Here is a 20,357-nt window from a genome sequence, read left to right on the forward strand (position 1 = left end):
CCCTTGCCGGCCCGGCCTTGCGGGCCATATCGCCCCTCAGGAACCACCGCCCGGAGCACCGCCATTCATCGACGCGCCCTGCCTCTCCTGCTGATCCCGCTGAGCGGCTGTTCCGGCATACAGTCGGCGCTCGATCCCGCGGGCGACGAGGCGGCGGCGATCTATACGCTGTTCCTCGTCATGGTCGCCGGCGGTGCGCTCATCTGGCTCGCCGTCGTCGGGCTTCTCCTTCACGCGGCGCGGCGGCGCGAGGCCCCCTGGAGCGAGAAGACCGCCGGGCGGCTGATCGCCTGGGGCGGGGTCGCCTTTCCCGTCGCCGTGCTCCTGGCGCTGCTTGCCTATGCGGTCTGGCTGATGCCGGCGATCCGGCCTTGGCTGGCGCATTCCGCGCCGGCGGCCCGGCCGATCGAGGTGACGGGCGAGCAGTTCTGGTGGCGCATCCGCTATCCCGCCGCCGAAGGCATGCCGGCCTTCGAGACCGCCAACGAACTGCGCCTTCCCGTCGGCGCGCGTGCCGTCTTCGCGCTCAAGGCGCAGGACGTCATCCATTCCTTCTGGATACCGGCGCTGGGCGGAAAGATGGACATGATCCCCGGCCGCACCAACACGCTCTCGCTGCTGCCGACACGGGCCGGCGTCTTTCGCGCGCCCTGCGCGGAGTTCTGCGGCGCCTCCCACACGCTGATGGCCTTTTCCGTCGTCGTGATGGAACCGGAGGACTATGCGGCCTGGCGCCGGGCGCAGGCGGGAGGGAACCCCGCAACGGGCAGCGAAGGCGAGCGGCTTTTCGCCGGTCACGGCTGCGCCGGCTGTCATGGCATCCGCGGCCTGACGGAGACCGCGAGCCTCGGACCGGACCTCACCTTCTTCGGGCAGCGCCAGACGGTCGGCGCCGGCACGCTTGCCAATACGGCCGAAAACGTCGCGCGCTTCATCCGCAACCCGGACAAAGTCAAGCCCGGCGCGAAAATGCCGGCCTTCGACATGCTGCCGGACGGGGACATCGCCGCCATGGCCGATTATCTCGTGGGGCTCAAATGACCGGTGCGGCCGAACCAGAGCTCTCGACGCAGGAGCGCAAAGCGCAGGAGGCGGAACTGCGCGCGGTCTGGCGCACGCCCTCCGGCTGGCGCTACTGGACCTCCGTCAACAACACCGAAATCGGCCTCTGGTATGGCGCGGCCGCCTTCCTCTTCATGCTGTTTGCCGGCGTGCTCGCCCTCCTGGTGCGCGTGCAGCTCGCCGTGCCCGACAACGACTTCCTTTCCGCCGACACGTTCAACCAGGCCTTCACCCTGCACGGCACGGTGATGATGTTCCTCTTCGCCGTGCCGATCTTCGAGGCGGTGGCGATCTTCCTCCTGCCCTCGATGCTCGGCGCGCGGGAACTGCCCTTCCCCCGCCTCTCCGCCTTCGGCTTCTGGAGCTTCGCGCTCGGCGGCGTCTTCGTCTGCGGCTCGATCTTCTTCGGCGCGGCGCCGAATGCCGGCTGGTTCATGTATCCGCCGCTGGCAACGGACAAGGAATATTCCGGCATCGGCGCCGATATCTGGCTGCTCGGGCTCTCCTTCATCGAGGTCGCCTCGATCGCCGCCGCGGTGGAGCTGATCGTCGGCATCATGAAGTGCCGCGCGCCCGGCATGCGCATCAACATGATGCCGCTCTTCGCCTGGTATCTCCTCATCGTCGCCGGCATGATCCTCTTCGCCTTCCCGCCGCTGATCGCCGGCGACATCCTGTTCGAGATGGAGCGGATGTTCGACTGGCCGTTCTTCGACACGGCGCGCGGCGGCGATCCCCTGCTCTGGCAGCACCTGTTCTGGATCTTCGGCCATCCGGAGGTCTATATCATCTTCCTGCCGGCCATCGCGCTGATGGCGATGATCGTGCCGACCTTCTCGCAACGCCCCATCGTCGGCTATTCGTGGATCGTGCTCGCCGCGGTCGGCACCGGCTTCCTGAGCTTCGGCCTGTGGGTGCACCACATGTTCACGACGGGCCTGCCGCAGATCTCGCTCGCCTTCTTCTCCGCCGCCTCGGAGGCGGTCGCGATCCCGACCGGCGTGCAGATCTTCGTCTTCATCGCCACCATGCTCGCCGGCCGCGTCATCTTCTCCGTGCCGATGCTGTTCGGCGCAGGGGGGCTTGCGATCTTCATCATCGGCGGGCTGACGGGCGTCATGGTGGCGCTCGTGCCCTTCGACTGGCAGGCGCACGACACCTATTTCATCGTCGCCCACCTGCACTACGTGCTGATCGGCGGCATGCTCTTCCCGGTCGTCGCCGGCATCTACTATTATTATCCGCTGCTCGACGCGCGAAAACTCTCCGACCGGCTCGGCAAGATCGCCTTCTGGCTGATGTTTTCCGGCTTCAACATCGCCTTCTTCCCGATGCATCTTTCCGGCCTGCGCGGCATGCCGCGGCGGGTCTTCACCTATCCGGCCGATATCGGCTGGGACTGGTTCAACCTGGTCTCCACGATCGGCGCCTTCATCTTCGCCGCCGGCGTCGCCATCGTGGTGATCGACGTCGTGAGGCCCAAGCACCGCCAGCCGAAGGTGGAAGAGAACCCCTGGAACGCCGGCACGCTGGAATGGATCAGCGAGCCGGAGGAAAAGTGGGGCGTGCGCTCCATCCCCATCATCAGGAGCCGCTATCCGATCTGGGACCAGCCCGGCCTCATCGAGGACATCAAGGCCGGCCGCTTTTACCTGCCCGACGTGAAGGACGGCGCGCGCGAGACGCTCGTCACCTCGGTGCTGGACGCCGAGCCGATCCAGTGCCTGCGCGTCGGCGGCACCTCGATCCTCACCATCCTCGCCGCCTTCTCGCTCGGCGGCGTCTTCATCGCGCTCACCTTCCATTGGTGGATCGTGACGATCGTCTGCGCGCTGGTGACCCTTGCCGCCATCATCGCCTGGCTCTGGACGGGCACCGCCGTGATCCCCAGGCAGGAGATGCGCGACGTCGGCCTCGGCAAGAGCCTGCCGCTCTATACGTCCGGACCGCAATCGGTCGGCTGGTGGGCCATGTTCATCACCATGGCGGGCGACGGCACCGCCTATGCCAGCCTGATGTTCGGCTACTTCTTCTACTGGACCATCCACGACGATTTCACGGGCGGCCATGCCGGGCCCGGCATGCTCTGGCCGCTCCTTGCCGCCGGCCTCTTCACGCTGGCCTGGCTCGCCATGCTGCTGGCGCGCAGGTTCAACGACGGCGACCGGCCGGCCGCCACGCGCCTTTCGCTCCTCGCCGCCCTCCTTTTGACGCTTGCCGCAGGTGGCGCCGGCCTTGCCGGGCCCTATCTCACCGGCATGGACCCGACCGCCCATGTCTATCCGGCCATCGTCTGGGTCGTCGCCCTGTGGACCGTGGTGCATGGCGGCGTCGGCATCGTCATGCAGCTCTATTGCCTGGCGCGCAGCCTTACCGGCCGGATGGACGCGCGCCACGACATGGACCTCGTCAATGTCGTGCTCTACTGGCACTTCCTCGTCATCACGGCGGTCACGTCCTTCGGCGTCCTCGGCCTCTTTCCGGGATTGAGGTGATCCATGCGGCTGATCCCCAAGGAAATCGAAAGCCTCTGGACCCTCTTCACGGCGCCGACCATCTGGGCGCTGCATTTCCTCGCCTGCTACATCACCGCCGCCGTCACCTGCGCGAAGGCGGGCGCCGTTCCCTTCTCCTTCGACACGATGCGTCTCGCCCTCGGCCTGATCACCCTCGCCGCGCTTGCCGGCATCGTGCTTTCCGCCGTGCTCGCCTGGCGGCAGTGGGGTTTCGGGTCCGGCGATCCGCCGCACGACGAACCGACCCGCAAGGACCGCCTGCTCTTCCAGGGGTTCGCGACGCTGCTCCTCTCCGGCCTCAGCTTCGTGGCTGTGCTCTTCGTCGCCATGCCGCTGGTCTTCATCGGGGCGTGCCAGCCATGAAGAGCCTCGCGCGCCTCCTCGGCCTCGCCCTTCTCGCCGCGCTCGGCGCAATGCTCCTCGCCAGCTTCGGCAGCGGCTCGTTCACGGCCCATATGATCATCCATATGGGCATCGTCGCGGTTGCCGCGCCGCTCGTCGCCTATGGCTTGCGCGACACGCGGCTCGATCCGCTGCCGGGCGTGATCCGCGCAAGCCCGATGCTCGCCTCGCTCGTCGAGCTCGTCGTCGTCTGGTTCTGGCATCTGCCTGCCCTGCGGAGGATCGCGGATGGAAGCCTCGCCCTGTCGCTTGTCGAACAGGCAAGCTTCCTGGTTGCCGGCGTCCTGCTCTGGCACGCCTGCTTCCGGCCGAAGGACGGCCGTCTCGCCGGCGCGGCCGGGCTATTGTTCACCTCCATGCACATGACCCTGCTCGGCGTGCTGCTGGCGCTCGCCCCGCGCCCGCTCTATGGCGGCGGCGACGTCACCTGTTTCGGCATCCCCCTCTCGGCCGCCGCCGACCAGCAGCTCGGCGGGGTCGTCATGCTGATGGTCGGGGCGCTCGCCTATCTCCTCGGCGGCATCCTGCTTCTTGCCGGCGTCCTGCGGGAGGACGAGGCGCTTCCGGCGAACAGGCCGCCATGCTGATCGGCTGGAGGCATATCCTCGGCCTCGTGCTGGCCGGCGCGCTCGGCGCGTTCCTTATCGCCTGGTCCGGCATCATCGGCGTCGGCGCGAGCACGGGCCACTGGAAGGCGACCGACTGGTTCCTGCACTGGGTGATGCGATCCTCGGTCAGGACTGCGGCGATAGGAACGCCGGTCCCAGCCTTCACCGAGGGCATGCTGCCGATGGCGGCGGGCCATTTCGAGGGGGGCTGCGCCATCTGTCACGGCTCGCCGGCGCGGCCACGGCCGGACAGCGTCCGCAACATGCTGCCCGCCCCGCCGGATCTCAAGGACAAGATCGCCGGCTGGAGCGATGCCGAACTCTTCCAGATCGTGCAGCACGGCGTGCGCTTCACCGGCATGCCGGCCTGGCCGGCCGCGGGGCGCGAGGACGAAGCCTGGGCCATGGTCGCCTTCCTGCGCCGCTATCCGGCGCTCGATGCCGAGGCCTATCGCAGCCTTGCCGGCCTTGCCGAAACGCGCCCGGCAGGAACCGGGGACGCCATCGGGACCTGCAACGGCTGCCACGCACCGGAACGGCTCGATGCGCAAAGCCTCATTCCGGACCTTTCCGGCCAGTCCGCCACCTATCTCGAACAGGCTCTTCTCGCCTATGCGGAGGGAAAGCGGGCGAGCGGCATCATGGCCGTCGCGACGGAGAGATTGGACGATGAGGAACGCCGGACGCTCGCCCGCCATTTTGCCGCCCAGCCCGCACGCCTGCGCCAATCGACATCCGGGGAGGACGCGGCGCGCGGCGAGACGATCGCCCTGAACGGCGATCCGGCCCGGCGCATTCCCGCCTGCCTGTCATGCCACGACAAGGCCGGGGCCAATCCCGCCTTTCCGCGCCTTTCGGGCCAGCCGGCGGCCTATCTCGAAAGCCAGCTGAAGCTCTTTACCGGGAAGGGCCGCGGCGGCGGTCCGTTCAGGGACGTGATGGCGAAAGCCGTCGCCAACCTCGAAGCGGAGGACATGGCCCCTCTCGCCGCCTATTTCGCCGGACGGAAACCGGCGGATTGAGGCCTACCGCCGGCCGACCTGCTTGGCCGGATCGTCGTTCTCGTCCGGGTTCGGATTGGGCTCCTCGTCCGGCAGGCGGTCGGGCTCCGGCTCCTTGATCGGCGGCGTCGGCTCGCCGATCGGCGGAAGGTCGGGCACCGGGTTGGGGCCGGGATTGGGTTCGTTCGGAATGATAGCCATCGTGGCCTCCTTGCAGGTTTGACCGGTCTATTGCGCCATCACGCTGCGTGCACCGGCCTGGCGAAAGGCCTGCTCGGCCTTGAGCAGATCGGTGCGCGCAATATCGACCGAGACGCGGATCTCACCATGAAGCGGCGCATCGGCGCGCACGGTATCGCCACCGGAGGCTTCCACGCCGGCCGTGTTGGCGTGCGTGTCCGGCTCGATGAAGACATCGGCACGGTCAATCCCGCATTGCTGCACGAGATGTTCGACGGCCCGGTCGGCGGTCTCCCGGGTCGCGAATATCGCCCACATGGTCTTCGTGCTGTCATCGGACATGGCACCTTCTCCTCTTCTTCGGGGATCAGGTTTGCAACGCAGAAGGAGAGCGATGGTTTCAGCCCGCGGGCTATATGTCGTCCCTGGTGTAGAACATGCGGGCGGACGCTTCGATGATCGAGCGGTGCCTGACGGGATCGAAGGTGACGGCGGGAAACGTCTCGAAGAGATATCTGGCGAAGCTCTCCCTGGCCTCCTGCGAGGCATCGAACCAGGGCTGCGAGGTCAATTCGTCGAAGACCGACTTCAACGCGCCCAATTCTTCCGGCTCGAACGTTCCCTTGGAAGTGTAGCTGCCCACGCCCGCCTCCTCTCCGTGACAGCCGTGGATTCTAGGACCGTCCTTGCGGGATTCAAAGCGGGAATGCGGTACGATATCGTACGAAGAAGCCCGGCCTATTCCGTCACGTCGCGGGGAACGTGGCTGTCGACGCCCCGCGTCAAAAGCCCGTCCGCGCGCACATCGCGCACGCCCTTCACCCGGCGCAGGAAGCCGATCAGATGGCGACGGTCCTCCTCGCTGTCGACGGCGCCGTCGAGGATGGCGATGCCGTCGCGGATCGCAAGATCCAGCATGGCCAGATCGACCCGTTCATCCTCTTCAAGCGCCTCCAGGATCCGCGCTTCGAGATCGTCGTCCGCGATGATGTCGTCCGTCTCCTCCGCAAACGGCAGCGGTGCGCCGTCGACATCCCGCGCCTCGGGATCGGCGGTGATCTCGATACCCCCGTTGTCGGCTTGGTCCGGATCGGCGCCGCGTGTTCCATAGGGCGCGTTCTGTCCGGCCCGGCGTGCGTCATCGTCGTCGGGATAGGGCCAACCATCCCGGATGTCGCGCTCCTCGTGGTCACGGAAATCCTCTTCGCCGGAAGCTCGCTTGCGATCGGTCATCGTCTTCTCCATTCGTTCAATGCTGCAGGGAGGGGACAGGTCCAACCGATCAGGCCGGCCATTGTTCCCGCGCGTGCCGCTCGGCGGAGCTCATCCGGAAAGGAAGGGGCGATCCTCCGCTGCGTCGTTCCCGTCAAAACGCGTCGGGACGGCCGATCTCGTCCTCCAGCATCTTTCGCGCGCGGTTGACCCGGCTTTTCACCGTGCCGATCTCGCACGCGCACAGCCGCGCCGTGTCGATGTAGCTGACCCCCATCGCGACGAGCAGCAATGTGCGGCGCGAGCGCGGCGGGATACGGCTGAGTGCGGAACGCAGCTCGCTGCGGCGAACCGCCCATTCCTGCGGCGCCGAAATGCTGGCACGCTCGAACAGCCCGTCGTCCAGCCCGACGGGTTCCCGGCAGCGGCGGCGATATTCCGTGTTGAAGGTGTTGCGCATGATCGTGAAGAGCCACGAGCGCAGTCGCGTGTCCGGGCAAAACTGGTGAGAGGACCGGAGCGCGCGCATGACCGTCTCCTGCACGAGATCCTCCCGGTCGCTCGCCGAACGGGTGAACCGCTGGGAAAACCGCCTCAGCGCGGGCAACTGTGCTTCGATCGCGGCGTGAACCGTCTGCGCGGCGGGCTTGGAGACCAGGGCGTCCATTCATTCCTCCGTTTCCAAAGAAACGAAGCGGGCTCGCGGAGGTTGCCGTACGATAGCGTACAGACGCCGGCAAAAAGAGAATGGAACACTTCGCGGCTTCACCAGTCAGTAGGAGAGCCAAAGCTGTCCCGAGGCGAACATGACCCGCTACTTCTTTCACATCTGCAGTCGAACGGAACGGATCGAGGATCGGGAAGGCGCGGATTTCGACACGGTGCAGGCGGCCTTGGCCGAGGCGCGGCTTGCAGCCCGCGAGATACTGGCCGAGGACGTCCGCAAGGGGCAGGTCGACGAGACGCGCTTCTGCGAGATTGCCGACGAACGGGGGCGGCTGGTGGCCCGCGTCCCCTTCAGCGAGGCGCTCAGATAACGGATCGCGAGACGATGGTCCCGATGAGCCGTTCATACTCCTTTTCGCATTCGCCATAGGCATCGCGCGCAAAGGCCTCGAGGCCGGCGCGGTTGCGCACGCTGACGACGCCGCGCTCGGAATAGATGAGCTTCTTGCCCTCCAGCACATGGAGCGCCGTCGTCACGCTGGGGCGCCGCACGGCGAGCATGATCGACATGAATTCGTGCGTCAGGCTGATATCCGACCCGTCCGCCCGGTCGTGGCACATCAAGATCCACCGTGCGAGCCGCTCGTCGATATGGTGCACGGCATTGGACAGCGCCGTATAGGCCTGCTGGACGGCAAGCGCCTGGGTGTAGCGGGAAAGCAGCCTGTGAACCTCCCGATCCTCCGCGAGAACCGCCTTCAGGTCCGGAACGGGAATCCGGTATGCTTGCCCTTGCATCTGCATGTGGATGGAAAAGGGATCGGCATCGACATCGAGGACAGCCGAGGTCGGACACATGCCATCCCTTCCGATGATGCCGATCTCGCTATGCTGGCCCTCCGGCGACCGGACGACGACGGACGCGATCCCGTTCTCGAAGAAGTAGGCGTGCTCCATCGGCTGATGGGGAGAGGAAAGCTGGTACAAGCGGGGAAGCTCTATTCGTTCCAGCCGCCCGGCAAACCGCTCCAGGCTCGTTTCCGGTAAACGCCGAAGCAGGTTGTTCCGGAACCTGCCCTGCCAAACGTCTGCCATCCAACGATCCTATGCGGTTCAGCGACCGCATATCTGCCAAAGGCTTCGGTCTCTCCTAAAGTCAATGGCCGTCCATCTATGATCATAAAATCGGCGAGACAACCCGGCGCCGGGCGTCGGTACGGAAGCGGACAAAGGGGATGGAGCGTATCGTGTCCTTCCCGGTTGCGGCCCGGCGTCACAACTGCTGGGCGCCGTGCGGTATCGCCTCCAGAATCAGCCGGAACGTGATGATGGGAACGCGGTTGGCGTCCTGCAGCTCGACGGAAATGCTGTCGATCGGCTCGTTGGGCAGCCCGTCGATCGCCATTTCCGCCAGAAGCGTTTTTGCCTCTTCCCTGGCCTGCGCCAGATTCTCAAAATCGAAACCCCGATCGGGCTGGAGCACGCCGTCCTGATCCTGGATTTTGAAGTAATAACGTCCCATTGCCACCTCCTGGATTGGCTGGACAATGTCGAAGGGAAGCAAACGTTCCTTGGATGTGCGCGGTCGCTGAAGCGAACGGGCGGCCAATGCTCGGGGGAGCCTTGGCAACGGAGCAGCTTGAGGCTCCGTCCAACTGCCGGATGGCGATTGCGCCCTCCCTTCCGGGAGCGCGGACTGTGGCACGGCAAGGGGGCAAGATGAAGCAGAGCGCCGGCTTATGCCGGCTCCGTACGGAATCGTACCGAGACGACGAGCCGTCGGTTTCGCGGCACCTCGCTATGTGTGAGGCCGCGCATGAGGCAGGGCCGCCCCGCCACGGAACGTACGGTTCCGTACGATCACCGGCGCGACGGGAACATCCCCTCCCCGCGCACATTTGACTGGCACGATAGCGGGGGAGAGAACATGCAACATCTCGACAAGAAACGCTCGGTGCCGGCACGCAAGGTGTTCGACGTCGTGGCCTATTGCCGGTCTCAGCGCATCAGCGAGTGGGAAACCAGAAAGCTCGTGCGGCTGGTGGGCCGTTTCGCGAGCCGGCTCGAAATCCAGATGAACCTGACAAACCGGCCGGCCCGCTTCCGATAGAAGCCCGATCTTCAGGAACAATCGCCGGATTGCCTTGTTCGATCCCAGGCCGATCAACGGCTCATTCCCAACGAGGAGACTGCAATGCCCACGAAGACACTGGAAGACCTCTTCATCGACGGGGTCAAGGACATCTATTACGCCGAACGCAAGATCATCGCGGCGCTGAAGAAGATGGGACGCGGCGCCAAGGCCGAGGACCTGAAAGCCGCATTCGACAAGCACCTGCAGGAAACGGAAGGTCAGGTCGAACGGCTCGTCCAGGTGTTCGAGATCCTCGGCAAGCCCGCCCGCGGCAAGACCTGCCCCGCCATCGACGGCATTCTCGAGGAAGGCCAGGAGATCCTGGAGGAATTCAAGGAATCGCCGGCCCTCGACGCCGGACTGCTGGCCGCCGCCCAGGCCGTCGAACACTACGAGATCGCCCGCTACGGCACGCTGAAGTCCTGGGCCCTGCAGCTCGGACACAAGGACGTGGCGCAGCTGCTCGACCAGACGCTTTCGGAGGAAAGCAAGACCGACCAGGCGCTGACCCGGCTGGCCGAAGCGAAGGTGAACCGCGAAGGCAAGTCGAAGGCAGCCTGAGCACGCGGGGGGCCGGCCGCGCGCCGGCCCGTTGCCCGCGCCCTGCCATCGGGCGAGCCCCTTGCAACGAGTGCCGCCATGTTCGGAAACTGGCGCCATATCTGCGTCGACATGCAGCGAATGTTCGCCGAGGACACGCCGTGGCGGGTCGCCTGGCTGGAAGCGGTGTCGCCGCAGGTCATCGAAGTGGCGTCGCGCCACAGCGCCCGCACGATATTCTCACGGTTCTGCCCGCCGGCCCGCCCCTCCGATGCGCACGGCATGTGGCGGACCTATTACGAAAAATGGCGGATGATGACGGGCGAGCATCTTCCCCCCGACATGCTCGCCCTCGTTCCCGAGCTTGCGCGCTACTGCCCGCCGGCGACACTCTTCGACAAGCAGACCTATTCGCCCTGGGTCGATGGCCGGCTACATGCCCGGCTGGCGATGCAGGCCGTCGATACGCTCGTCATCACGGGGGGCGAGACGGATGTCTGCGTGCTGGCGACGGCGCTCGGGGGCATCGATCTCGGCTATCGCGTCATCATCCTCAAGGACGCGGTGTGCAGCGGGGCCGACGAGACGCATGACGCTTCGCTCACGCTGCTCGGCCATCGCTTCTCCGCCCAGGTGGAATTGCTCCTTACCGAGGATTTTCTCTCGTCCGACCCGGAGCGGGACCGGTAGCAGGGCTCCTTCATCGAGCCCTGCTTCAGCCATGCCGCCAGTGCCGCAACGCGCCGCACGGCGTGGCATCCCTTGGGAGGATGCCCTCAGTATCCGCCGATGATCGGCAGCACCTCGCCGGTAATGTAGCTGGAGCATTGCGGCGAGGCGAGGAAGACATAGGCGGGCGCCAGCTCCTCCGGTTGGGCGGGGCGCTTCATGGGCGTGTTGGCGCCGAATTTCGCGACGTCCCCGGCCTCTTTGTCGGAGGTGTTGAGCGGCGTCCAGACCGGCCCCGGCGCCACCGCATTGACCCGGATGCCGCGCGGCACGAGCTGGCCGGCGAGCGAACGCGTGAAGGCGTGGATGCCGCCCTTCGTCATCGAATAATCGAGAAGGTCCTTGGACCCCTCAAGACCGGTGACCGAGCCGGTGTTGATGATGGCCGAACCCGGCTCCATGTGCGGCACCGCCGCCTGTGCCATGAAAAAGTAGCCGTAGAGATTGGTCTTCAGCGTCTCGTCGAAATGCTGCTCGGACAGGTCGAGAATATCCTTCGTGTGAACCTGGAAGGCCGCATTGTTCACGAGGATGTCGAGCCTGCCGAGATCCTTCACCACGCATTTCACCGTCCGCGTGCAGAAGGCCTTGTCCTTGACGTCGCCGGCAAAGGCGATGCAGCGCCGGCCCTCCGCCTCGACGGCGGCGATAGTGTCCTTCGCATCCTGCCCCTCGGCGAGATGGCAGATCGCCACGTCCGCGCCCTCGCGGGCAAAGAGCACGGCGACCGCCCGGCCGATACCGGAATCGCCGCCGGTGATGAGCGCGACCTTGCCCGCCAGCTTTTCCGAGCCCTTGTAGAAGGGCGCGTCGTACATCGGTTGCGGATCGAGCTTCGCCTCGTGGCCGGGCTTGGGCTGGTGCTGCTTCGGGAAAGGCGGCACGGGATAGAGGCGCGCGCCGGCCTGCATGGCCTTCGGCTCCTCGTCCCTGCCCTTGCGGTCGGCCTCGGCGACCTCTTCCTGGATATCTCGCTGTTTCGCGGCCGTGCGGGCGGACTGGCTCCGGGTCATGACAACCTCCTCAAAGTTCGGTGGGACGGATATTGTCGACGCGGACCGTGCCGGCGACGACCTCGCGCGGCCCTTCGGCCGGATAGGCGGGATCGCTCTCGTCGACCACGGTATAGAGCTTCTCGTTGCGGAAGGCGCTCGACGAGGTCGTGGAATTGCCATCGCCCGGCAGGGCGTCGATTTCCATGTAGTCGAGCTCGGCTTCCGCGGCGACGACGCGGGCATCGCCGCTGGAACGGGCGCGCACCACCACCTCGCCCTGGTTGGGCGCGATGTCCCAGTTCGTGTCGCCGGCGGAGGCAATCGGCACCAGGCGGTAGAGTTTCAGCTGCTCGGTATCGGAATAGTCGGCAACGGGGGCCGGCATATCCTGCCGCGGCGCGTTTTCATCGAAGCCGGCGGACCAGTCGCGGCCCGGCGTTTCCATGCCGGGAGGCGTGCGGTGCGCCGTGGCATCGTCGCTTCCGGTGATGACGCGCGGCTTCGCACTGGAGACGCCGTCATTGGTCCGGCCGGCCTGGGAGACCGTAAATTGCGGAACGGCGTCGGCATGGATGACCTTTTCACGGCCGGTCTCCGCCGAGACGACGCTGCCCGCGCCCGGCACCGTGCGCGACGCGACGGGCACCACCTGCTCGTCTTCCTCGCGATAGCCGCCATCCGCCGCCTGGCGGCGGCCTTCGTCGTGCAGCGCCTGGCTGCCCGTGACCTCGCCGGCCAACTGCTTGAAGTATCCGGAGATCTTTTCAATCACTCCCATCGTTCTATCCTCATGGCTTGGTTTCGAGGCGGGCCATCGCGGCCTTCAGGATTCCCCTGATCTCGTCGTCGGCGATCTGCTGGGCGGCGAAGGCGGCATCGGGCTCGATGCCGGGGTCCTCCTCGTGGTCGATGACCGTTTCATTGTCGCGCGCCATGGCGACCAGCGCCTCGCGCGCTTCGGGAATGGCGGCCACAACCGAGACCAGCTCCACCAGCAGACGCCGGTGCGCATTGATCCTGCCTTCCAGATGAACCGAATTGTCGATGGCCATGCTTGCCTCCCGGGATATCAGGCAAACGGGAGGACCGGACGATTGTTCCGAACATCTCGCCGGCCGGGACGATAGTACGGTAGATGACCGGCCGTGTCCGGTTGACGAAAAGCCGGGACATGTTTCACCCTTCTGGTTAAGGTTGGCCGACGCACTTGGGGGATAGCGGTGCCGCGCGGGCTGAACATCCATTTCACGCTGGCAAGGGCGGCCGCGATGATCATCGTCGCGATGTTCGTCTCATTGCTGCTCATGCTCGGCCTGTGGCTCAACACGAGCTATCACGACGCGGTTCGCCGCACCGAGGAGCGCGCCGTCGCCGCCTCCAAGATCGTCGCGAGCAACGTGTCCCTCATCGATTCCCTGGCGCGGCAGGCCTTGCAGCGCATAGACGAGGCGCTCGGCGAGACCATCGCGCCGCCGGCATCCACCAGCGTCAGAAACATCGACGAGGCCGTCGCGGACCTTCCCGGCCAGGTGAAGGCCTATGTGGTCGATGGCGAAGGTCTGACCCTCTATTCGACCGATCCGATGGTGAAGCCGATCAGCATCGTCGACCGGCCGTATTTCTCGGAACTGGCGAAGGGCGCGAAGCAGCACGTCTCAAGCCTACTGATCAGCCGCCTGAACGGCGAGCAGATCTTTGCCTTCAGCCGCAGGCTGGAGCGAAACGGCCGGTTCGCCGGCGCCGCCGTGGTTTCCTTCGAGGTCAGGGTCCTCGCCGATGTCTGGGAGGCCGTCGATCTCGGCCCGAACTCCACCGTCAGCTTCGCCCGGTCCGACGGCCAGCTCGTCGCCCGCTATCCGCTCGCCGACGGGCCGCTCGACATGAGCAAATACGTGCTTTTCACGGATTACCTGCCCAAGGCGCCGACCGGCACCTACGACGCCATCTCGCCCGTCGACGGTGCCCACCGCATCGTCGCCTATCGGACCGTCGATGGCGCGAGGTTCATCGCGCTCGCTTCGGCCGACTACGATTTCGGCATCCAGCGCTTCCGGCGGGACGTGACGGTGGCGATCGCGGTGCTGATCCTCGCGAGCGTCAGCCTTCTGGCCGCGGGCCAGTGGATCCGCCATCTGCGGCAGCGCGATGCGGCACAGTCCCAGCTGCTCAGAAACGCCCTTGCCGACAACCAGCTGCTCCTTCGCGAGGTCCATCACCGCGTCAAGAACAACCTGCAGGCCGTCCAGAGCATCATCCAGCTCCAGCGCCTGCCGGACGAGGTTCAGCAATCGCTGGTCGACCGCATCTCCTCCATGGTCGCGGTGCACGAGAAGATCTACAGGCACGACGAGTTTTCCCGCCTGTCCGCGCGGGACCTGCTGACCTCGGTGGTCGAGAAGCTGATGGCAGCCTACGGCGCGCCCGTCACCGTGACCTACGAGATCGACGACCTCGCCGTCTCCACCGACAATGCGACCCCGCTCGCCCTGCTGGTGAACGAGCTGCTGACCAACATCCTGAAATATGCCTTTCCGGACGGTCGCGCGGGCCGAATCTCCATCGTGCTCACGGCCATCGGGGGGCGGCGGGCCCGGCTCACCGTCCACGACGACGGCATCGGCTTCGATCCGCAAGCCGTGAAACAGGGCATGGGAAGCCGGCTGATCCGGGGCGTCGTCAACCAGCTCAACGGCACCCACACCTTCGACGGGAGCAATGGAACGACCTTCACCGCCGAGCTGGACATCGTGGAGCCTTAGGAGCGCCGTTGGTCAGATCGGCTTGCTGAGATAGGGCGATCCCTTTACCGCGAAGCGCCACGGGCGTTCGGCGGCCTTGCTGATGCCGATGCGGACACCGCTTGCCGAAACGGGCACCTCGAACGGCGGCTCCAGGGAAAAGGGCGCGTCGAGGACCGAAAGTCCGTTCATCTCGCCGGTTACGGCAAGCGCCCGGCACAGATTGCCCGGCCCATTGCACAGCTTGCGCGCAGCGGTGACCGCACGGCGCGCCATCATCGTCTCAAGCCCGTGCGTCGGCTCCAGCGCGCGGATCAGCACCGCGCTGCCCCGCTCGCAGACGACGTTGAGGCACCAGTGCAGGCCATAGGATCGATAGACATAGACCCGGCCCGGTTCGCCGAACATCGCGGCGTTCCCAGCCGTCTGCCCGCGAAAACTGTGCGACGCCTCGTCGTCCTGGCGGTAGGCCTCGGTTTCCACGACGAGCCCTCCGACACCATCGACCAGCAGGCAGGCCCCCAGAAGGTCGGCGGCGACGGCGACCACGTCACGCGCGAAGAAACGTTCATCCATCCCGTGGCCCGCCGTCAAACCATTTGATCGCGCATCGTCAGCGCATTCTCGATGGCGGCGCCGGAGGCCGTGTTGTCGAAGACGCACCAGCTATCGGCGGCGAGGCGCTTCGCGAAGACACGGATCTCGGCATCGCCGTAGCTGGAGTAATAGATTTCGGGCACGCCGTGCAACCGGACATATCTAGGCGCCTCGTGGAAATCGGACGCCGGCCAGACCGGCGCAGGATCGGCCAAAACGCGATCGATCGCATGGTGTTGCAGGAGCGCGCGCGCCGGCGGCGACGCCCAGCTTTTGTGGCGCGGCTCGAGCACGAGGGTGCCGGTAAAGACGCGGCGCATGGCCGCGAACGCGTTTTCGGTGTCTCCGGCATCGAACCGAAGGCTCGGCGGCAGCTGGCACAGCAGCGGCCCGAGCTTGCCACCCAGCGCCGAAACCTCGTCGACGAACGTCTCGAAGAGCTGGTCGACGTTCCGCAAGCGTGCGCCATGCGTGATTTCGCGCGGTATCTTCACCGCGAAACGGAAATGATCCGGCACCGACCTCGCCCAGCGTTCGAATGTCGTCTTCTGGTGGTGGCGATAGAAGGTCGAGTTGACCTCCACGCCGTTGAAGACGGCGGCATATCTTTCGAGGCCGCTTCCGGTTTCGGGAAACCGGTCGGCAACCGCCTTCGGGATCGACCATGCCGCCGTTGCGATAAAGGGCATCTTTTCCCGCATCACGCGATCTCCAGGTCGGCGCAGAGCGGCAGGTGGTCGGACGCCCGGCGGGCGAGCGGCGTATCGTGCACGAGGGCCCTGCGGGCGGCGATCCCCTCGCCGATGAAGATGTGATCGATGCGCAGCAGCGGCAGGCGGGAGGGAAAGGTCGCGGCAAGCCGTCCGCCGGCTTCGACCTGCGCATCCTTGAGGCGGCGGACGAGCAGGCGATAGGACGGCGAGCGGGAGACCGCGTTGAGATCGCCGGCAAGGACGACGCGCGCATCGTCCGGCATCGGCGCACCGAGCCAAGCTGGCCCGATCAGGGCTTCGGTCTGCCGCACGCGCTCGGCGCCGAACAGGCCGAGATGGGTGACGAAGACCTGCAGCTTCACGTCGTCGAAAGGCACCTCCACCCACAGCGCACCCCGCGGCTCGCCGCGCGAGGGAAGCCCGCCGGCCTTGACGAGGCGCGTCGGCAGCGCCGTCAGCAGCGCGTCGCCGTACCGTTCCTCTTCCAGGTGCAGCGCCGGATGGAAGTGCGAGGCCATGCTGAGGTGATTGGCGATGGCCTGCGCCTGGTCGATGCCGCCGCTGCGCGCCCGCGCGACGTCCACCTCCTGCAGCGCGACGATATCGGCTTCACATTCGGCGATCACCGCGGCGATGCGGCCGGGATCGAGCTTCCGGTCCGTGCCGAAGCAACTGTGCACATTGTAGGTCATGATCCTCAGCCGCCTGCCCATACCGTCCTCGCGTTGTTTCGGACGCCTCGGGAACACGAAAAGCCCCGTTTTCGTTCCGCGCCGGAATTGCCGCATGATGCCGCCGGCACGAGGCCGGGAACATTTGCGGCATGCCGGCATTGCTTCCGCTTTGAAGCGGGAGAACGGGCGTGGCGCCGAGAGCGAACTGGAAAGGCTTCCTGAAGGTGGGTGAACTGGTGTGCCCGGTCGCGCTCTACACGGCCGCCTCGACCAGCGAACGCATCGCCTTCCACATGCTGAACCGCAAGACCGGCCACCGGCTGCACCGGGAATTCGTCGACAGCGAGACGGGCAAGGTGGTGGAGCGCGAGGATCAGGTGAAGGGCTACGAGGCGGGCGAGAACGACTATATCACGCTCGATCCCGAGGAAGTCGCCTCGGCGGTGCCCGAGAGCGACAAGACGATGGAGATCGAGGCGTTCATCGCCTGCGACGACATCGACGACCTCTATTTCGACAAACCCTATTATCTTGCGCCGTCCGACAGGCACGGCGAGGAGGCCTTCGCGCTGATCCGCGAGGGCATGAAGACGAAGAAGGTGGCGGCGCTTGCCGAGACCGTGCTGTTCCGCCGGGTGCGTACCCTCCTCATCCGCCCCCACGGGGAAGGTCTCATCGCGACGACGCTGAGCTACGACTACGAAGTGCGCTCCGCCGAGGAGGCCTTTTCGGATATCCCCGCCTTCAAGCTCAAGGGCGAGATGCTGGACCTGGCCGAGCACATCATCAAGACGAAGAGCGGCCGCTTCGATCCGAAGACCTTCGACGACCGTTACGACGCGGCGCTCGCCGAGGTGGTCAAGGCGAAGATCGAGGGCCGGAAGATCAAACGTGTCACGCCGAAGGCCGAGGGCAAGGTCATCGACCTCATGGAGGCCCTGCGGCGGAGCGCCGGCGAAAACGAGAAACCGGCAAAGGGCGGCAGGAAGAAGGCCGCCACAGGCAAGACGGCGGCAAGCCGACGCAAGGCAGGGTGATCATGGCGACGCTGGACGTCTACCGGCAAAAGCGGGACTTCAAGACCACGTCCGAACCACGCGGCAGGAAGGCCCGCAAGGGCGGCCACAGTTTCGTCATCCAGAAGCACGACGCGACGCGCCTGCACTACGATTTCCGCATCGAAATGGACGGCGTGCTCAAGAGCTGGGCGGTGACGCGCGGCCCCAGCCTGGTGCCGAGCGAAAAGCGGCTGGCCGTGCATGTGGAGGACCACCCGCTCGCCTATGGCGATTTCGAAGGCACGATCCCCAAGGGCGAATATGGCGGCGGCACCGTCATCGTCTGGGATCGCGGCACCTGGGCACCGATCGGCGACGCGCGGAAAGCCTATGCCAAGGGCCATCTGGAATTCACCCTCGACGGCGAGAAGCTGCACGGCCGCTGGCATCTCGTGCGCATGCACGGCAAGCCCGGCGAGAAGCGCGAGAACTGGCTGCTGATCAAGGGCGACGACGAATTCGCCATGCCCGACGGCGATGACGACCTGCTTGATGAGCGGCCGGAATCGGTGAAAACGGGGCGGGACATCACCGACGTCGCGGGGGAGGAACCGGGCTGGTCCTCGAAGACCGGACGCATCCGCAAGTCTTCCGGAAGGAAGGCGAAGGCCGACCCCGTGAAGGCGGAACCGGAGACGGAGGCGCCCGATCCCTCGGGCCTCAAGGGCGCGCGCAAGGCGAGCCTGCCGGATTTCCTGCCGCCGATGCTGGCGACGCTCGCAGCCGCGCCGCCCCCCGGCGCGCGCTGGCTGCACGAGATCAAGTTCGACGGCTACAGGCTCCAGGCGCGCATCGAGGCGGGCCGGGTCAAGCTCCTCACCCGCAGCGGGCTGGACTGGACGAAGAAATTCGGCAAGCCGGTGGTCGCGGCGCTTGCCGCGCTGCCGGTCGGCAAGGCGCTGATCGACGGCGAGCTCGTCGTCGAGACGGGTGCCGGGGCGTCCGACTTCTCCGCCCTCCAGGCCGATCTCAGCGCGGGCCGGAACGACCGCTTCACCATCTACGTCTTCGACCTTCTCCATCTCGACGGTTACGACCTGACGCGCCTGCCGCTCGAGGCGCGCAAGGCCCTCCTCGAAAAGCTCGTGCCGGAAACCGGGGGCATCCTGCGTTACAGCGGCCATTTCGACGAGAACGGCGCGCTGGTGCTGCGCCATGCCTGCCGCCTCAGCCTCGAAGGCGTCGTCTCCAAGCTGCGCGACGCCCCCTATCGCGAAGGCCGCAGCAAGGGCTGGATCAAGTCGAAATGCTCGGCCCGGCAGGAATTCGTCATCGGCGGCTACGCCCCCTCCACCGTCTCGCGCCAGGCGATCGGCTCATTGCTGCTCGGCGTCTACAAGAACGGCAAGCTGGAGCCGGTCGGCCGGGTCGGCACCGGCTTCAGCACGCCCGTTGCCGCCGATCTCTTCAAACGCCTCTCGCGCATGCGAACGGACGAAAGCCCCTTCGGCCGGAAACTGACGGCCGAGGAGGCGCGACAGGCCCGCTATGTGCGGCCGGACCTGGTGGCCGAAGTGGAATTCCGCGCCTGGACGGCCGATGGGCATCTGCGTCATGCTTCGTTCCGGGGCCTGAGGGAAGACAAGCCGGCAAGGGAGGTCGTCGCCGAAATGCCGAAGTCCAAGACATCCGCCGCGCCGAAGGCGGAAAAGCCGCCGCGCCGCACCGTGCGCCTCACCCATCCCGACCGGGTCTATTGGCCCGGCGAAGGCGTCACCAAGGAAGGGCTGGCGGACTACTATACCGAGGTCTGGCGCTATATCGCCCCGCATATCGTCGGCCGCCCGCTCGCCCTTCTGCGCGCGCCGAGCGGCATCGACGGGCAGACCTTCTTCCAGAAGCACGCCTGGAAGGGCATCAACGCCCATATCGTCGAAGTGCAGGATCCGGCGGAAAAGGACGACGAACCCTATGTGGCGATCGAGGATCTCGACGGACTGATGGGCCTCGTTCAGTCCGCCGTGCTGGAAATCCACCCCTGGGGCTCGACGCTCGCCGACTGGGAGCGTCCGGACCGCATCATCATGGACCTCGATCCCGGCGAGGGCGTTGCATGGCAGGCGGTCATCGATGCCGCCGAGGAAACGCGCAAGCGCCTCGAAGCCGCCGGGCTCAACGCCTTCGTCAAGACCTCCGGCGGCAAGGGCCTGCATGTCTGCGCCCCGCTCAAGCCGTCCGCCCGCTGGCCGGCGGTCAAGGCCTTCTGCAAGGGCATCGCAGACGCCATGGCGAAGGACAGCCCGGACAAATATGTCTCGACCATCACCAAGTCGAAGCGCCGGGGAAAGATCCTCATCGACTACCTGCGCAACCAGCGCGGCATGACGGCGGTCGCCCCCTATTCCACGCGCGCCCGTCCCGGCGCCGCCGTCTCCATGCCGCTCGCCTGGAGCGAGCTCAGCGCCGATATCGGCCCCGCCTATTTCACGGTGGAGAACACGCCGACGCGTCTCCAGGCGCTTGCGGCCGACCCGTGGGCGGATTTCAGGAAGGCTGCGGAACCGTTGAAGACCGGCAAGGCGAAGGGCTGAA

Annotated in this window: 25 protein-coding genes; 12 read left to right on the forward strand and 13 right to left on the reverse strand. The window is 66.2% G+C overall.

What is annotated here, in order from left to right; translation table 11 throughout:
* Positions 1-3 precede the first annotated feature (3 nt).
* From coxB to MUU56_RS13060, 5 genes are read left to right on the forward strand one after another with little or no spacing between them, the layout of a single operon-like run.
* Positions 4-1,041: a cytochrome c oxidase subunit II gene (gene coxB / locus MUU56_RS13040; RefSeq protein ID WP_244767730.1), complete on the forward strand. Its 1,038-nt coding sequence runs from the start codon at positions 4-6 to the stop codon at positions 1,039-1,041.
* Positions 1,038-3,557: a cytochrome c oxidase subunit I gene (gene ctaD, locus MUU56_RS13045; protein ID WP_244767731.1), complete on the forward strand. Its 2,520-nt coding sequence runs from the start codon at positions 1,038-1,040 to the stop codon at positions 3,555-3,557. The genes coxB and ctaD overlap by 4 nt, the downstream gene beginning before the upstream one ends.
* A 3-nt stretch (positions 3,558-3,560) precedes the next feature.
* A complete protein-coding gene (locus tag MUU56_RS13050; protein WP_244767732.1) occupies positions 3,561-3,941 on the forward strand; it encodes a hypothetical protein in 381 nt (126 codons plus the stop codon).
* Complete coding sequence (locus tag MUU56_RS13055; protein ID WP_244767733.1) at positions 3,938-4,567, forward strand: cytochrome c oxidase assembly protein; 630 nt, start codon at positions 3,938-3,940, stop codon at positions 4,565-4,567. Before MUU56_RS13050 ends, MUU56_RS13055 begins: the two co-directional genes overlap by 4 nt.
* Positions 4,561-5,610 (forward strand): c-type cytochrome, encoded by a 1,050-nt coding sequence (locus MUU56_RS13060; protein WP_244767734.1) that lies wholly within the window; start codon positions 4,561-4,563, stop codon positions 5,608-5,610. The genes MUU56_RS13055 and MUU56_RS13060 overlap by 7 nt, the downstream gene beginning before the upstream one ends.
* A 3-nt stretch (positions 5,611-5,613) precedes the next feature.
* Here MUU56_RS13060 and MUU56_RS13065 read toward each other — a convergent pair whose 3' ends face one another.
* The 5 genes from MUU56_RS13065 to MUU56_RS13085 all read right to left on the reverse strand — a co-directional run bounded on the left by MUU56_RS13065 (position 5,614) and on the right by MUU56_RS13085 (position 7,648).
* Positions 5,614-5,790 (reverse strand): hypothetical protein, encoded by a 177-nt coding sequence (locus MUU56_RS13065; RefSeq protein WP_244767735.1) that lies wholly within the window; start codon positions 5,788-5,790, stop codon positions 5,614-5,616.
* Between the two features lie 27 nt (positions 5,791-5,817).
* Positions 5,818-6,111, reverse strand: coding sequence for a hypothetical protein (locus MUU56_RS13070; protein ID WP_244767736.1), 294 nt, complete (start codon positions 6,109-6,111; stop codon positions 5,818-5,820).
* 70 nt (positions 6,112-6,181) lie between these two features.
* Positions 6,182-6,412: a hypothetical protein gene (locus tag MUU56_RS13075; protein ID WP_244767737.1), complete on the reverse strand. Its 231-nt coding sequence runs from the start codon at positions 6,410-6,412 to the stop codon at positions 6,182-6,184.
* Positions 6,413-6,507: 95 nt separating this feature from the next.
* Positions 6,508-7,002: a BON domain-containing protein gene (locus tag MUU56_RS13080; RefSeq protein ID WP_244767738.1), complete on the reverse strand. Its 495-nt coding sequence runs from the start codon at positions 7,000-7,002 to the stop codon at positions 6,508-6,510.
* Between the two features lie 133 nt (positions 7,003-7,135).
* Positions 7,136-7,648: a sigma-70 family RNA polymerase sigma factor gene (locus MUU56_RS13085; protein ID WP_244767739.1), complete on the reverse strand. Its 513-nt coding sequence runs from the start codon at positions 7,646-7,648 to the stop codon at positions 7,136-7,138.
* A 139-nt stretch (positions 7,649-7,787) separates the two neighbouring features.
* On the opposite strand from MUU56_RS13085, the gene MUU56_RS13090 reads away from it, so the two are divergent.
* Positions 7,788-8,018 carry a DUF6894 family protein gene (locus MUU56_RS13090; RefSeq protein WP_244767740.1) on the forward strand — a complete coding sequence of 77 codons (231 nt, stop codon included), beginning with the start codon at positions 7,788-7,790 and terminating at the stop codon, positions 8,016-8,018.
* Here MUU56_RS13090 and MUU56_RS13095 read toward each other — a convergent pair.
* The gene (locus tag MUU56_RS13095; protein ID WP_244767741.1) at positions 8,011-8,742 is read right to left on the reverse strand and encodes a Crp/Fnr family transcriptional regulator; all 732 of its coding nucleotides are present in this window, start codon (positions 8,740-8,742) and stop codon (positions 8,011-8,013) included. The two genes, MUU56_RS13090 and MUU56_RS13095, sit on opposite strands and share 8 nt — an antisense overlap.
* 178 nt (positions 8,743-8,920) lie before the next feature.
* Complete coding sequence (locus tag MUU56_RS13100; RefSeq protein ID WP_244767742.1) at positions 8,921-9,169, reverse strand: DUF6894 family protein; 249 nt, start codon at positions 9,167-9,169, stop codon at positions 8,921-8,923.
* Between the two features lie 405 nt (positions 9,170-9,574).
* Between MUU56_RS13100 and MUU56_RS13105 the strand changes: the two genes are divergently transcribed.
* The 3 genes from MUU56_RS13105 to MUU56_RS13115 all read left to right on the forward strand — a co-directional run bounded on the left by MUU56_RS13105 (position 9,575) and on the right by MUU56_RS13115 (position 11,011).
* Complete coding sequence (locus tag MUU56_RS13105; protein WP_244767743.1) at positions 9,575-9,757, forward strand: hypothetical protein; 183 nt, start codon at positions 9,575-9,577, stop codon at positions 9,755-9,757.
* Between the two features lie 84 nt (positions 9,758-9,841).
* Positions 9,842-10,342 carry a YciE/YciF ferroxidase family protein gene (locus MUU56_RS13110; RefSeq protein WP_244767744.1) on the forward strand — a complete coding sequence of 167 codons (501 nt, stop codon included), beginning with the start codon at positions 9,842-9,844 and terminating at the stop codon, positions 10,340-10,342.
* Between the two features lie 78 nt (positions 10,343-10,420).
* Positions 10,421-11,011: a cysteine hydrolase family protein gene (locus tag MUU56_RS13115; RefSeq protein WP_244767745.1), complete on the forward strand. Its 591-nt coding sequence runs from the start codon at positions 10,421-10,423 to the stop codon at positions 11,009-11,011.
* Between the two features lie 86 nt (positions 11,012-11,097).
* On the opposite strand, the gene MUU56_RS13120 is transcribed toward MUU56_RS13115, so the two are convergent.
* The 3 genes from MUU56_RS13120 to MUU56_RS13130 form a co-directional block, all read right to left on the reverse strand.
* Complete coding sequence (locus MUU56_RS13120) at positions 11,098-12,063, reverse strand: SDR family oxidoreductase (RefSeq protein ID WP_244767746.1); 966 nt, start codon at positions 12,061-12,063, stop codon at positions 11,098-11,100.
* A 10-nt stretch (positions 12,064-12,073) separates the two neighbouring features.
* Positions 12,074-12,430 carry a hypothetical protein gene (locus MUU56_RS13125; protein WP_244768101.1) on the reverse strand — a complete coding sequence of 119 codons (357 nt, stop codon included), beginning with the start codon at positions 12,428-12,430 and terminating at the stop codon, positions 12,074-12,076.
* Between the two features lie 403 nt (positions 12,431-12,833).
* Positions 12,834-13,097: a hypothetical protein gene (locus MUU56_RS13130; RefSeq protein WP_244767747.1), complete on the reverse strand. Its 264-nt coding sequence runs from the start codon at positions 13,095-13,097 to the stop codon at positions 12,834-12,836.
* Between the two features lie 168 nt (positions 13,098-13,265).
* Here MUU56_RS13130 and MUU56_RS32835 point away from each other — a divergent pair, with 168 nt between their 5' ends.
* The gene (locus MUU56_RS32835) at positions 13,266-14,804 is read left to right on the forward strand and encodes a sensor histidine kinase (protein WP_244767748.1); all 1,539 of its coding nucleotides are present in this window, start codon (positions 13,266-13,268) and stop codon (positions 14,802-14,804) included.
* Between the two features lie 12 nt (positions 14,805-14,816).
* Here the strand turns inward: MUU56_RS32835 and MUU56_RS13140 are convergent, their stop codons facing one another.
* The 3 genes from MUU56_RS13140 to MUU56_RS13150 are packed head-to-tail and all read right to left on the reverse strand — an operon-like array spanning position 14,817 to position 16,806.
* Positions 14,817-15,359 (reverse strand): DNA-3-methyladenine glycosylase, encoded by a 543-nt coding sequence (locus MUU56_RS13140; RefSeq protein WP_244767749.1) that lies wholly within the window; start codon positions 15,357-15,359, stop codon positions 14,817-14,819.
* A gap of 14 nt (positions 15,360-15,373) precedes the next feature.
* Positions 15,374-16,069, reverse strand: a complete 696-nt coding sequence (locus MUU56_RS13145; protein ID WP_244768102.1) for a DUF72 domain-containing protein — start codon at positions 16,067-16,069, stop codon at positions 15,374-15,376.
* 11 nt (positions 16,070-16,080) lie between these two features.
* Entirely contained in the window at positions 16,081-16,806 is a 726-nt protein-coding gene (locus MUU56_RS13150; protein WP_244767750.1) for an endonuclease/exonuclease/phosphatase family protein, read from the reverse strand.
* A gap of 149 nt (positions 16,807-16,955) precedes the next feature.
* On the opposite strand from MUU56_RS13150, the gene ku reads away from it, so the two are divergent.
* Together ku and ligD are read left to right on the forward strand one after the other, a co-directional pair.
* On the forward strand, positions 16,956-17,804 hold the full coding sequence (ku, locus tag MUU56_RS13155; protein ID WP_244767751.1) for a non-homologous end joining protein Ku: 849 nt from the start codon (positions 16,956-16,958) through the stop codon (positions 17,802-17,804).
* A gap of 2 nt (positions 17,805-17,806) precedes the next feature.
* Complete coding sequence (gene ligD, locus MUU56_RS13160; RefSeq protein ID WP_244767752.1) at positions 17,807-20,356, forward strand: DNA ligase D; 2,550 nt, start codon at positions 17,807-17,809, stop codon at positions 20,354-20,356.
* Position 20,357: the final 1 nt, after the last annotated feature.

It is taken from the genome of Shinella yambaruensis, assembly GCF_022899355.1.
GTDB classification, from domain to species: Bacteria; Pseudomonadota; Alphaproteobacteria; order Rhizobiales; family Rhizobiaceae; genus Shinella; species Shinella yambaruensis.